Raw genomic sequence first — 14,489 nt, forward strand, 5'->3', positions numbered from 1 at the left:
GGCTCGGCGACCTCATCCGGCGCGGCAGGGTGGACCTGACGCCCGCCCAGGCGTCCCGCTACACCGGGAACGAGCCCTCCGGCGGCTCCGCGCGGATCGAGCTCGCGCTCTACCGGCCGCAGCGAGAGACCCTCAGCCGGGACGTGATGTCCCAGGGGCTGCGCACCACCGCCGACAAGGACGCCGCGAACGGCAGCCGCCTCCTCGGCCCGTCGGTGTCCGTGCCGATCACGGGCGGACTCACCGACGGCGATACCGACACCCTCTCCGGAACCGTCCCGGTGGCGGGCGAGAACACCGGCGTCGGTCAGGCCACCGGGGTCAGCGGCTTCCGCCGCGGGATCCTCAAGTACGGCACGCACGCCTCCGAGAACGAGGAGACCGAGCCCGACGACAGCGGTGTCCTCGGCTACACGCTGACCGCCCACGCCGTGCTGCGGGTCAGCGGCCCCGACGGCACCCGCTGGGTCACCGGCAACCTGGTGCTGCGCCCCGCGCTGGAGGACGTCCTCGGCCTCGGCATCGGCCCCGCCCGCCCCTCCCAGGGGGTCTACGACGCCCCGGCCGCCCTCGCCGCCCGCGGCCTGCGCGACTGGCGTGCGCTGAGCCCCGAGGAGTTCGGCGACGGGCTCGTCGAGGCGTTCGACGACGCGTCCGTCGAGGGAGGCGTGCGCACCCAGGTGTGGCTGGACGTGGGCGAGGTGACGCCCGACACCCGGCGGACGCTGGAAGCCGTCCGCCGGGCCCTGGGGGAGGGTGTCCCGCCCGAGCAGGCCCAGCGGATCCTGAACACGCAGGGCGTCACGCTCCCCGCCGACGTCCGGCTCGCCCTCGACGCGGCGGCCCGCGCCGGCGAACGCGCGTGGCGGCCCGTCGAACTCGTCCTGCGCACCGGATCCGGCCCCCTCCGTCTGCCCTTCCTCCCCCGCCCGCTGCCGAGGGTCGAGGTGACCCCGCCGGCCCCGCAGGACCGCACGGGGCAGGACGGGACCGGGCAGGACAGGATCGCGCGGGACCGCACCGCGCGAGACCTCGCGTCGGGGGAGCGGGCGGCCGCGATCAGGCGGCTGGCCACCCCCGTGGTGCCCCGCCCGGTGCTGACCCGGCGGCAGCTGGAGGGGGTGGCGCGCAGGCTGGCCCAGACCCTTCCGGTGAGCGCGCTGCGGATGCAGCGGTGCCTCACGCTGGTGGCCGGCCTGCGGGACGTGCTGTATCCGGGCGGGGTGCGCGCCGTCGGCACGGTGGACGATGCGGCGGTCATCGTGGGTCAGGACGCGGCGGCGACGGGCCTGGTGGCCGGGCCGGGCTGGCGTCCGGTGCGCGCGTGGGACGCGGTGGCCCGGGCGGTGGCGGACGCCGGTCCCGGCGCGGTGGCGTTCGTGCTGGCACGGCGCCAGGGCGGTCAGCTGGGGCACGTGTGGGCTGCGTACAACCTGGGCGGGCGGACCGGCGTGGTGGCGGTCGACCCGTCGGCGGGTGCGGGCCGGCGGGTGTCGGCGACCGCGCCGGACCTGGCCCCCCTCGAGGCGCGGGCGGTGGTGATCGACCGGGGCGGACGCGTCCTGGAGCACGCGCTGCCCGCGTTCACCGAGTCCTCGTCCCCGGCCCACGCGGTGGTCGACAAGCCCACCGTCCACGACTACGGCGCCATCGGCCTGGAGGCCGAGGAGCGGTACATCCTGGGCGTCCAGGGCGAGGCGCGTGAGGCGATGGTGCTGGCGTCGGGACCCGGCCTGTCGCTGGTGACCGACAAGATGTACTTCTGGTTCGTCCCGGACACCAAGGAACTCTTCGACTTCGCCACGCGGCCCGAGGTGCCCCAGGGGGCGCGCCCGCCCGTCCTGCGGAAGTTCCACATCGCAGAGATCGTCGTCGACGAGATGGCCGCCGTCCCGGGCGAGCTGCGGCAGACCCCGCAGGAGGGGCTGGACGAGCTCGCACTGTTGCGGCGCCGCCTGCGGACGGCGAACGAACACCCCGGCGGGGTGTCGCTGGAGTTGCTCCTGTCCGACCTCCCCGGCTGGGAGATGGAAGAGGGCGGTACCCGGGTCACGGTCTACCCCCAGCGTCCTGGATACGACGGCCGCGTCTACGTGCAGCTCACCGGCGGTGTCCCCGCCGTCGGCCTGCGAGGGCTCCACGACCTCGCCATGCGGCGGCTGAAGCTGCCGACGAACGAGCCGGTGCTCCGCGCAGGGAAGGCCTTCGGCCGCCGGCTCTCGGGGGAGTTCGTGCGGCACCTCACCGGTTTCGACGTGCCGGCGGACCTGATGCCCTTCCTCTCGGCCGTCCCGGACGTCGACAAGGTCTGGGGATACGGCTGGCTGCTGTTCGGCCATGTCGCCGCCTCCCCGATCAACGAGTTGAAGACGGTCGACAACACGGCGACCAGGACCGGCCTGGCCAAGAACATGCTGTCGGCCGCGTCCCGGCATCCGTTCGACCGGACGCTGCTGAGCATGGGGACGCGGATCCGCGGGTTCCTCGACGGGAACCACGACGAGATCACCGCCATGACGGTCACGTCGCTGACCCAGGTTCTGACCGTCTACCAGCAGGTGTTCGGCAAGCCGTTCCCCGAGGCGTTCTTCGACGCCGTCTACGAGGGCACGCCGACGGTGCGCGAGCATCTCACCGCCACGCTGACGGGGCGGACGTCGGAGGGGAAGACAGTCGGCCAGCACGAGACCGTCGGCATGGAGGACTACCGCGAGCTGGACACCGACCAGGGCCGGCTGCCGGTCGCCCTGCTCCTGGAAGAGCTGCGGCAGTACGGGATCACCGAGCAGTTGATGACCGACGAGGAGGTACCGGAAGCCTTCGCCGAACTCGCGGAGTTCAGCCGGACGGCCTACCAGCGGGCCGTCGAGTCCGCGGTTCCGCTCTCCGACGCTGTGCTGCGCGACGCCATCCAGCGCATCCTGGACAACGCCGTGGTGCGCGACCTCGCCCCGTTCCTGACGATGGCCCCCGAGGGTATGGCGCTCGCCGACGCTCCGGCCGCACAGCTGCTGTCCCCGTACGACGCCCACGCCCTCGCGGAGGCGCTGGGCGCCTACGCCCTGGGCACCCCGCTGCCGGACGGCCTCCACGCCACGCTCGACGGCGCGGTCCGCACGGCGGCCGGCCTCCTCGACCGCACGGCCCAAGGACAGCGCACACAAAGCCGGCAGACCGTCGAGGCCGCCCACCGCGCTGTGCGCGCCCTCTCCGACCCCGCGCGGCTGCCGGCACCGGTCCGCTGGACCAGGGAGATCCCCGCGCTGGACGGGACGCGGGTGCCGGTGGACCAGGTGGCGCGGATGAAGCACACGGAGCCCGAGGAGGGGGTCCCGGTGGGCTTCTCCTCGCGCCCGGCCCAGGAGTGGGACGGCCGCCAGAACTCCTACGGCCTGCTGCCCGAAATCACCACGTACACGTCCCTGCTGTGGTCCCAGCAGTACCAGGGCCCCGGCGGGCCCGTGGTGCCGGAGAGCGTGCCCCAGGACCTGCCGTTCGGGGAGGCGTACCTGGTGGGCCTCAGCGGGAACGCCGCGACCGTCAGGCTCGGACTGCTGGACGGCTCGGACAAGGAGTTCGACTACGCCGCGGCCCTGGACTACCTCTTCGCCGCCGACCCCGACCTGATCGCCCTGGACGCGGAGACCGCGGCCGTCGTCCTGGGCGCGGACGTGGCGGGACCGCCCCCGCACGATCCGCTGGAGCACCCGCTCGCCGGTCAGCTCATGGCCACCGCCTGGAGCCGCTGGGTGTGGACCTCGGGCCTGGGACAGGAGCCGGGCATCGTGCCGGGCGACGGGAGCGCCGGACCGCGGTTCCAGCTCACCGAGGGCGACTGGTGGGCGGGCTTCCGCCCCGAGCCGTCGTCCGCCCAACTCGCCCGGCTCGCCCAGCGGATCACCGGCGACCGGCAGGCGGGTGCGCACGTGCTGCGCTGGGTGCGGGCGATCCGGCTGGTCTACGGGCCGCTGCTGGAGGACGACACCGCCGCCTTCGAGGCACTGCTGCACGGCTTCCGGCTGCTCGACGCGGTGCGGGCGGCCCAGGGCGACCACTCGCCGCTGACGTGGCTCGGCCTGCACACCGTGGTCGCCTCGCACGCAGGACCCGCGGCCGCGTCCCCCCTCCCGCAGGCACTGCCGTTCGCCATGGTCTCGGCCGCCGGCCGAACGGGCACGGACCTGGAGCTGTCCGGGTACGCACTGGCCCAGCGGTTCGCCGCCCTGCGCGCCTGGCAGCGGGGCGCGTACGGGCCGGCCGGAACGGCCCTCACCGCGCAGGGCCCCGGCGGGGTGCCGGTACACGGCTGGCTGAGCGGCGCCCCGGCGTCCTTCGCCTCCGCCGGCGACGCCCAGGGGCCACCGGCGACCCCGCCCACCGCCCCGGCGACGGCCGCCACCCCCGCGGTGGGCCGGCCCGTGACGCCCGCGACGCCCTACGACCCGGAGGCGCACTACGACACGCTCGTGCGGAGCCTCTACGGGCAGCCGCACCCGGGGGCGCGGGAGGCGCTGCGGCGGCTCAACGCGCTGCGGGCCGGCGTCCCCGCGCTGCGCGGCGGTCCGCTGGACCTGGACGCGCTCGCACGGTACGTGCTCAGCCTCGACGAGCCGAACACGCCCGTCAGCCTGGCCGAGTACACCGAAGTGCTCCGGCTGGCGTCGGACCCGGCCACCGCGCACGCCACGCGCCTCGCCCAACTCGCGGCGGCCCACCTCATGCTGCGGGGCGCGCTCGACGACGAGATGCGCTTCACGACACCGAACGGTCTCAGCGGCATCAGTTGGACCGGCAGGCCGCTGCACGTGCCCCTCGAGGTGGACACCGTCCACGAGGCCGTCCGGCAGCCGGACGGCACGGTCGCCCTCGACGCACCGGCTCGCGCCGGATGGAGCGGCGGGCCGACGCCCCACGTGCTGCTGGCCACGGGCGGCCTGAACACGGTCACGGTGCGGGGCCGCAACGGGTTCGTGCGCGAGGCGCGGCGTGAGGTCGTGGTCGAACTGCTCGCCCTCGACCCGCTGCTGAACGGGCTGCCGAGCGGCGTTCCCCTGCTGATGCTCGTGCCGTTGGCGGCGGCCGGGGACACGCTGCTCTCACGCGGCACCGCCGTCGCACTCGGCCGGGAGGTGTGGTCCGCCAGCGGCTTCGTGCTCTTCGGCTTCCTGCCGGATCAGCCGGGCCGGCTGGGGATCGGCATCGACATGTCCCCGGACCAGGGCCTCGTCGGGGGCTGGCTGCTCAGCGACCCCACCATGGCGCCCGCGCCCGCGCCGGGGGGCGAGGAGTGGGAGGAGCGGGTCGTCTCCCTGCCCGTCATCGGGCGCGACCACCGCTCGACCGGACAGCTGTCCGTCCCGCTCACCGAGCACCCCGCGGTGCTGCGCCAGCGGGCCCTCCTGGCGCTGCAACTGGCGAAGATGACGCACTTCGTCCACTACGACGCCGCCACCCACTCCGTCAGCGCGCCGGTCGAGCTGCCCTGGCGGCGGGACGATTCCGGCGCCGAGCCGTACTTCGAGATCAAGCACGGCGTGCCCGGCGCGTCCATCTGGTCGGTGTCCGACGGAACGGTCACCACCAGCGGTGGGCAGTCCACCGGCGCACTGGGGCGGCGGCCGAGTCTGCGGGCCAAGCGGGACCGGGACCCCGTCGCGAAGATCTCGTGCTTCGGCGCGGAGCCGGGCGGCATGGGCTTCCTCGGCAACTTCGGTCCGCGGCCCTACGTCCCCGACCCGCTGGCCGTCGCCTCCGAGGCCCAGGAGAGCGCCAACGACACCGGCGGCAAGCGCCCCATGACGTACGCGGCCCGGCGCCCGATCCTCTCCCGCATCACCACCCCCGCGGGGGAGTTCTTCGCCGTCGGCAACGACAGCCGCGGGGCCGAGTCCGGCCTGGACCTGGCCCTCCCCGAACCGGCGGGGGCCACCCTGGACGACCGGGCCCGCACGGCCGGACTGCACCACGGTCCCGGCCCGGCCCCCGAGCCCGTCCGCGAGCGGACGCTGCGTCTGATCCGGCTGCTGGGCACCGTCTTCGGCTCCCGGATCGAGTGGAACGCCACCGACTACCCGACCCTGCTGCACGGCGCGGGCGCGCTGGACAGGATGCTGCACAACGACCCCGTACTGCGCCGCGTCCCCCTGTTCACCCTCGACCTGTTCGAGCGCGTGGCGGTCGCCGATCACGCACGCCACGCCCCGCACACGGAACTGGGACGTGAGGCCGCGGCCGCGGTGCTGTGGCGGGCCGCGGACCGGATCGACCAGGCTCCGGACACCGGACTGGCCGCCTACGTCCCGCTCCCCGTCCTGGTCGACAACGCCTCGACGCTCCTGCACCGCCCCGACCTGGACCGCCTCGCCGCCCGGGATCTGGGACTGCCCGCGAACGCGCCGATCGGCGACGTGGAGCGGTCGCGACTGCTGTGGGCCCACGTCAAGGCCGACGAGGTGATGGCCCGCCTCCGCGACAGGGGTGGTGAGCAGGGAGTGCACGCGTTCGCCGCCAGGGTCCTGCACCTGGCGGCGCCCGATCCGTCCACTCTCGCCACCCTGCGCCAGTACCTGCTGCTCGCGGTGGCCGGCGGGCGCGACCCGCGCGTGCCCCGCGAACTGGCCGAGGTCCACCTGGAGGTGCACGGCGCGCACGCGGCCACCACCCGGCTGCTCGCCGCGAACGGAGCCTCGGTGCTCGGCCGCGACGTCACCGGCCACCCGGCCGGCACGCTCAACGTCGACCTGACGGTGCTCACCCTGCTGCGGCGCGCGTCCGACGGGAGCCTCGTCGCCGACTCCTCGGTGCCGGCCCCCTGGTACGCGGCGGACCCGCAGGGCCCGCGGCCGTGGCTCTACCGGGCCGACCGCCGCGACGACACCCGGGTCGAGGTGCGCGGTCTTCCGGCGCCGCACGAGGAGATCGCCGAGCTGATCCACCGGGACCACACGACCGGCACCCTGCCGCTGCACCATCCCGTCGTCCTCATGGTGCCCCGCTCCCGGCCCCGCCCCGGCGAGCCGGTCGTGGACAGCCTGCCGGGCCAGGGCGCCTTGCTGGCGGGGCGTGGGATGTGGGCCGCGTACGGCACGCCCACCTTCCACACCGATCCGGCGACGGGGAAGACCACCGTCGCCCTGGAGCCGGACCCCGCGGGCAACCCGCTGACGGCGGCGGACTTCGGCCTCGTACAGGTGCGGGACGTCCGGCCGCTGCCCCCCGGCTACCGGGCCTTGGCGTCGGCCACCACCGTGCCCACCACCACCGTCCTGGCCGCCCCGACGGCCCCCGCACCGGGGTCCGTCACGTTCGGAACGCAGGGCGGGCCGTCGGAGCCGTCGCGGGTGTCGCAGGGGGACCGCGGGGAGGCCCGCGCCCTGCCGTCCCCGGCCGCCGAGCCGGGTGCCGCGACGAGCCACGACACGGCCCGGCCCGCGGAGACCACCCCCGCCGAGCCGCACCCCGCCGAAACCCCCGGCGACCTCGTCGGCCAGACGCTGGCCCGACTGCGTGCCGCCGGAGTGGAACTGCCGGTGACCGAGGGGGAACTGCGCTCCTGGGCGGCCGAGCGGGTGGCCGTGACCGACCTGCCGGACGCCGCGGCCCTGCCGCCCCTGGCCGACGACCTGGAGGTCCCCACCGCGAAGCTGACCGCGGCCGGCGTGCGGCTCACTCCCTCCCAGGAGTTCGAGGCGGTCCTGCGGGACGACAGACTGCCGGTACGCGACCTCGCGCTCACCCCGGACCAGCGTCTGAGGCTGCTGGCCGCACCCGACGGCGATCGTGTCCTCGATCCCGCCGCCGCGCTCGCGATCGACACGGCCCTCGCCGCGGCCGTCACCCGGGAGCTGGGCGGCCCCCTCGCCGGGCCGCGGCCGGCGGAGTCTCCGCTCTCGCCGCGACTGACGGCGAAGGTCGGCTTCGAGCTGGAACTCGGCGACCTCACGGTGCCGTTCTACGCCCGGGGCGTGGTGCTCTTCCGCGGCAAGGGGTGGCGTCTGGAGACCGACACGCCCGACGATCCGCCGTACACCCGGTCCAACCTGGAGTTCGTGCTGGACCCCGCCTCGGACATGAAGCAGGCCGAGGACGCCCTCCGCGAGCTCATCGGGATCGTCGGGCACATGCGCGCCCTGGCCAAGGCCGCCCCGGACCACCGGGTCCAGCTCTCCGACCTGTTCGCCTCGACCCCGGGGCAGGGCCCCTCGGGGCTGATCAGGGACACGACCGTCACGGTCGGGAGTTTCCGGTGCGGGGCCACGCTCCAGGCCACGTACGGGACCGGCCTGGAGGGCCTCGGCGACACGATCGACGATCTGTCAGCACCGGCGGAGACGGAGAACCTCCAGCAGCGGGTGTCCGAGGTCGAGGAGTTCTTCGACCGGGAACACGGCCGACCCCTGTCGCCGCGCGCCCGCGAGTTCGTGCGGCTGATCGTCTCGTACCTGGAGCGGGCCGGGGCGAAGCAGGGGCCGATCAGGGCGCGGGTCATCCGCCGCCATGTGGTGGCGGCCTTCCCGCTGATGAGCCGCAGCGACTTCTGCTCCATCCGCGACGAACTGCTCAGCGACGACGAACGCCGCGACATCGACGCGCTGCTGCTGCGCCGGAACGGCCAGGAGATGCCGGACCTCATGCGGGCCCTCGGCCGCGCCCGGGGCGACCGGGTGTTCCGGGAGCCCTACGAGGACAAGGACAACAACCTCAACGAGGGGCCCACCCTGGCCGACTGGCTGCACTCGATCGTCCACGGCCGCGGCGAGGGGCCGTTCAAGAAGGACCTCCTCTCGCCCCCGCCGGGTTTCCCCCTGCACAGCGGCGACCTGGACGCGGACTTCGGCATGGGCGCCATGGGTGTGGACGCCGAGAACGGCCTCCTGCTCCTGGAGGCACGCGTCGCCCCCTACCGCCCCTCGTCCATTCCGCTGAACGGCGTCGCGCTCCCCGTCATGGCACGGGAGTTCATGGCCGCGATGAGCCGCAACCCGGATCTGACGCGGGACGACACCAGCGCAGCGCCGTGGCCCGAGGCCGTCCAGGAAACCCTCAGACTCGAAGGGGTACTGGGTTCGCTCACCACGATGATCGGCGGCGTCCGGCGGGCAGGTGCGCAGCCCACGGCCACGGTCCGGCGGATGATCGGCCGCGGCTTCGGCAGCTACCGTGAGGACATCGAGGCGGCTCTGGCGGACGCCGGCTCTTCGACGCTGCCGGGCGCCCTGGTCCCGCTGCGCGAGGTGTACGAGAAGGTCCGCGACCTGCAACGCGCGTGGTCGCTGCAATCCGATGACCTCCCCCTGGCACTCGCCGAACTCGAGGCGGCACTGGAGGCGTTCGGGGAGGCACTGTGGGACGCCGAGGACGGAATCGGCCGCACCGACGCGGCCCCCGGCAGCGCCGGAACGCCGTAGGAGGGGGAGACGATGTCGCGCGGCGTGGCCTCTCCCTCGGGAGAACCGCAGGTGGTGGACGTGAGGCCGCGCGGGCATGTGATGATGCGGGTACCTGATCTCCTCGATCAGTTGTCCGGGGTCCGCGAGCCGGCCTTACCGGCTTGCGCGGCCCCGCTCGTCCCGGTGCGCGCATCACGTACCGGGCATACCGGGGCAGGGGTTGCCTCGGAGGGCGTGGCGGGCTGCCGGACGGCCCGCGGGGGCGCGCCCGATGCCACCGACCACGCCGGGCATTCCCAGCAGCGAGCCAGCCGGCCCAGTAAGCGAGGACAGCATGAGCGACAACGGCGCTTCCGCCCCGGCCACCCGACCAGGAACGGACGAGCCGGCGACCGGCCCCGCGCGGGCCGAACCGGACACCACCGCGGCGTCCGCACCGCCGGCCGGTGAAGGGGCGGCGACCGGGATATCCGACGACGAGGTGCCGGAGCCGCCCGAGGAGTTCGTCAAGGCGGCCAAGCTCGCCCCGAACCACTGGCTCTACCTGACCGATCCGGCGTGGCAGGGCGAAGGCCCCCCGCCGGACTGGGCCGTCGTGGGCCAGTGGCGCTCCGACGACGACGGCGAGATCGTCGAGTGGCAGGACAACGAGAACTACCAGCCCTCCCCGGAGGCGCTCGGCTGGCCCGAACCCGAGGACGACGTCGACGCCGCCATCCAGCTCGCCACCACCGGCTACGGACCGGCCGAGGACGTCACCGCCGCCCTGGCCAAGGCGGAGGTGGCGGTGCTGGTCACGGCGGGCGGTGAGCCCGTCAGCGCCTCGGCCTCGGACGGCACGGCCGTGGTCCCGGTCTTCACCTCACCCCTGTACCTGCACGCGGCCGGACGCCTCGGGTTCGAGCGGGTGCGGGTCCCCGCGCTGCTGGAGCGGCTGCCCAAGGAGCACAGCCTCTGCATCAACAGCTCGGCGCCGGTCAGTATGGTGATGACCACGGAGGGTCTGGCGGACCTCATGACCGCCGCGGCCGAACTGCCCGAGGGACAGGCCGCGGACGACGCGTCCGCGGCCGCGTGGCCGACACTCGCGCCCCGCGAGGGCACCGCCGCTCCGCAGGCGTCCGCACCCGCCGCGACGGACTCTCCGGACGCCCGGGACGCGCCGGACACCGATGAGGGGAAGAACCGGTGACCCGCGGCCGCCAGCGCACGGCGTCGTCGGCACGCTTGACGGGGCAGCTGTGACCGATACAACTCGGCAGGGGCCGGCCGCGTCTGAACTTGGAGGGCGGCGCGAGCATCTGAACGAGTAGCGCAACGCGGGGGGCGCCAACATCAACGTCCGGCTGGGATGTCAGCCGGACCGTGTGCGAAGGAGAGACGACGTGAGGCGTTCCGGCGGTGGCCGGTCACGGTGGTTCGGCGGTCGGGGCAGGGCGGAACGGGGGCCCGCGCGGTCCACCGCACCCGCCACCTCGCCCGAGGGGGACGGCGCCACTGAACCGGGGAGCGACGCGCCGTTGGTCGCCGAGGAGTACGGCGCCCTGGTGGTGCTGCGCGCGGCCCACGACACCACGATCAGCCAGACCGACATCGACGAACTGTCCGACCGGTTCGGCGCGGAGCCGGGCATCACCACCGTGGTCACCGGCACAGCGGGTCCGGACGGCGCCCCGGCGGACACGTTCTGGCAGCGCCTGAGCGAAGTGTTCGACACCCTGCGCGAGACGGGCTCCCACACCGTACGGCTCGTCCTGTCCGGCGCGGGCGAGGAACTGCCGGAACGGCCGTCCGTGGCCCGTCGGGTGGCCGACGCCTGGGAACTGGAGGTGATCGCCCCGGACGGTGAGGTCGAGATCGTCCCCGGCGGCTCACTCTTCGTCCGCCCCGACCGGCCCGGGACACGCGGCTGGTGGAGCTTCTCGCCCGGGGTGCGCCCGGTGGCCCTGGGCACGCGCCAGCCCGCGCCCCCGTGGCAGGACGGTGTCGAGCAGGTGCCCGAGCGCACCGGCAGCGGCTGTGTCATCCACCAGGTCCCGGCGGGGCTGCTGGCGCATGCACCGCACGCGAAGGAGCCGGAGCCCGGGGACCTGTGCTACTCGGTGCCGGTGGACCCCCGCGGCCCGACCGTCCTGGTCGGGGTTCCCGGGGGTGGAGACGTCTCGGCGTCCGATGTCGGCGAAGTCCTCAGCGCGCTGCCCGCCGCCCTCCGACCCGGGATCCGCCTCGCCCCCGGCAGCCCCCGCGACATCCTGCGCACCGGCCAGTCGGCGGCCGACCTGCTCGACAGCGAGGTCGTGGTCTACACGGGTATGCCACTCCTCACCTCCGCCGAGCGCGGCACCCCACGGGCCGTGCTCGTCGGAGCCGACGGCTCCCCGCTGTGGCGGCCGTTCGTGGACGCGGTGGTGTGCGCCCCGGCCCGCGAGGGCGAGCCCGCGCCCGCCCCGCGGCTCCTCCGGTGGAACCCGCCGCTGCCGGGCGGCGGCGACCTCGCACACGGCACGGTGCCGCTTTCCGACCGGTGGCGGGTCATGGGGACCCGGGCCGGTCTGTGGATCACGGACGCCGACGCGACGGACGACGAGGAGACGGACACCGACGCGACGGACACCGACGTGGCGGTATCGGTCCCGGTGACGCGCGAGGTCGACGCCGAGGGCCCGGCCATCGAGGTGGGCCGCCCCGGCGAGGAACTCGACGCCTCGCTGTTTCCCGAACTGTCCCGGCTCCTGGCCGGCCTGGGCGACGACGTCCGCGGGCGGGCGCGGCTGTACGTCCACGGCAGGGCCGCGGACGGCGGCCACGCGTTGCGCGCGCTCGCGGCCCAGCACGGGGTGCGCGCCCTGCGCTTCACACCCCGCCCTGCGCGTGAACCCGGGCCCGCTCCCGAGGCGGCCCCGGCCTCCCGTTCCGCCGGGGCCCCGGCCCCGGGTGTGGCTCCGGCCCCGGGTGTGGCCCCGGCGGCCTCCGCCGCACCCCCCGCGCACCGCCGCCCCGCTTCGCCGGCCGCCCGAACGGAAGCGTCGGCGTCGGTGTCCGCGGACGGTCCGGACGGTCGTTCGACGGAGTCGGGTTCGGCGGTCAGCGGTCGGCAGGGGGTGCCTGACGGCGCGGTGTCGGGTCAGGTGGGTGCCGCGGGTTCGTCAGCGGCCGGCCCGACCGGCCGCCCGGCGGCGTCAGGTCCGCCGGTTGGTGGTCCGTCGGCGGCGTCCGACCCGCAGCCGCCCGATCAGCAGGGAACGGTCGGTCACCCGACGCCCGGCCGGCCCTCCGCGGCCGGCCCGGTCCGGAGGAGCCCGTCCATGCCCGGCCCCACGGTGCCCGAGAGGCCTACGCCCCCCGGCCCTCCCGCCGCGGGGCAGCAGTCCGGGGCGGCGGCTCCGAACTCCTCCGAAGGCTCCGCCGAGGGCCCGGCCGGGTCGGCGTCCGCACGTCCGGCGTCGAAGTCCGAGCGTCCCGGCTCAGCGGGCCAACGTCCCGCGTCGTCGGGTGCGTCGCCGGGCGTGCCGACGGGAGAGTCGGCCGCATCGACGAGGGAGGACGCGGCCCCGACCGCCCCCGCTCCGGTGGCCGCCCCCGCTCCGGTCCGGCCGCCGATGACGAGCGTGTCCTCGGGGCCGGAGGACCCGGACGCACGCCGTTCGACACCGTCCGAAGAGACCTCGGCCAGGTCCGCGGGCGATACGGCGCGCCCGGACACCGAGCGCAGCACGACGCCCGATGCGGTGCCCGACGCCGGGCGGGAGGCGCCGATCGGCCCCGCGCGGGGCGCCGGGCGTGACTTGCGGCCTGGCGTATCGACGGATGCCGGACGGAACACCACACCTGGCGCCACACGTGGCACCCCGCCTGGCACCGTGCCTGTCACCCCGCCGGACGCTGCTGAGCGGGGGCCGGCCCGTGACCGCGCGCCGCAGACCCCGGTCGAGCCGTCGGCCCGGCCGGGGAACGCCGTACCGGACACGGGCGCTGGGCGGGAGCCCGAGCCGGGCGCCACTCCGGTCCCGGCGCGTACGTCGGGCCCCGCGCCGGCAGAGCCCCAGCCGGAGGAGCCCGCGGCCGCCCGTGCCGGGAACACGGAGGACCCGGTGCCGCCGCCGCGGCCCACGCCGACGACCTCCGCCGTCCCCACGGCCTCCGCCACACCCCTCGTGTCGGGCACTCCTGACGCCCCCGCTGAACCCGCGTCTGACGCACGGCCCGCGGACCCGGCGGACCCCACGGCACAAAGAGACGAGGCGGAACGGCGGGCTCCGCGTCGCACCCCGGTACGTCTCGGTCCGCTGCTCCCGGCACCGTTCCGGCCCGGCCACGTCTCCACCCAGGAGGAGCGCGACGCCTTCCGCGCGCTCGCCGACGACCTGTGGGACCGGCACGGCACCGCCGTGGGCCGCTTGCTGACCCGGATGCCCGCGCTGCGCGGGCGGGAGCAGGAGGACGCGCGCGCCGACTTGATCGCGCTCCACCTCTTCCTGCACACCTCCGAGGGCCCGCTGAGCCCGAAGGCGCTGACGCGGGGGCTGCACGACGGGGAGGAGCGGTTGTTGCCGTACGCCGCCTGCGTTGCCTCCGGACTACGCCGGATGCCCTCGTACCGCGGGATCACCTTCCGCGGCGCGGAGGGGACCGACGGGCCGGGTGGCGGTGTTGTGGAGCCCGGCGTCCTGCTGCGTGACCCCGCTCCGGTGCCCGTGCTGCCGCTTGGCGCCGGCGCACCGAGGCCGGGCGGCGCACAGTACGCCGTGTGGTCGGTGACGGGGCGCCGCGTGCGCCAGCTCACCGACCGGCCCGGTGCCGGAAAGGCCCGGGACGAGGTGGTGTTCCCGCCGGGCACCCTGCTGCGGGTGCTCGACGTGCGCGAGGAGGGCGGCGCGCCGCTGACCCTTCTGCGCGAGGTGCCCCTGATCGGGCCGCAGACCCCGGCCCACCGCGGCGGTGCGGAACTGGACACCGACGACCGCGCGGCGCTCGACCAACTGGAGAAGGCTCTGCGCGCTCGCCCCGTGACGCCGGCCGGGCCCGACTGGCCGCAGCTGTGCGCGGGCTCACTGGAACGGGCCGCGGGCCTGCCGTCCGACTGCTGATCGACCGACTGCC

2 protein-coding genes and 1 pseudogene (1 of these 3 running past the window's edge) are annotated in these 14,489 nt (G+C 75.4%); all 3 read left to right on the top strand.

What is annotated here, in order from left to right:
* On the top strand, nt 1-9,407 hold the end of the coding sequence (locus tag MMF93_RS26905) for a lonely Cys domain-containing protein (RefSeq protein ID WP_242755515.1). It extends 20,041 nt beyond the left edge of the window; 9,407 of the gene's 29,448 nt are visible here — the last part of the coding sequence; its start codon lies off the left edge, out of view; it ends in the stop codon at nt 9,405-9,407.
* 448 nt (nt 9,408-9,855) lie between these two features.
* A pseudogene (locus tag MMF93_RS26910) lies at nt 9,856-10,431 on the top strand (type VII secretion system-associated protein); the annotation flags it as partial.
* A 343-nt stretch (nt 10,432-10,774) separates the two neighbouring features.
* Entirely contained in the window at nt 10,775-14,476 is a 3,702-nt protein-coding gene (locus MMF93_RS26915; RefSeq protein ID WP_242755517.1) for a hypothetical protein, read from the top strand.
* Nucleotides 14,477-14,489: the final 13 nt, after the last annotated feature.

Origin of the sequence: Streptomyces tubbatahanensis (assembly GCF_022699385.1) — a bacterium.
GTDB classification, from domain to species: domain Bacteria; phylum Actinomycetota; class Actinomycetes; order Streptomycetales; family Streptomycetaceae; genus Streptomyces; species Streptomyces diacarni.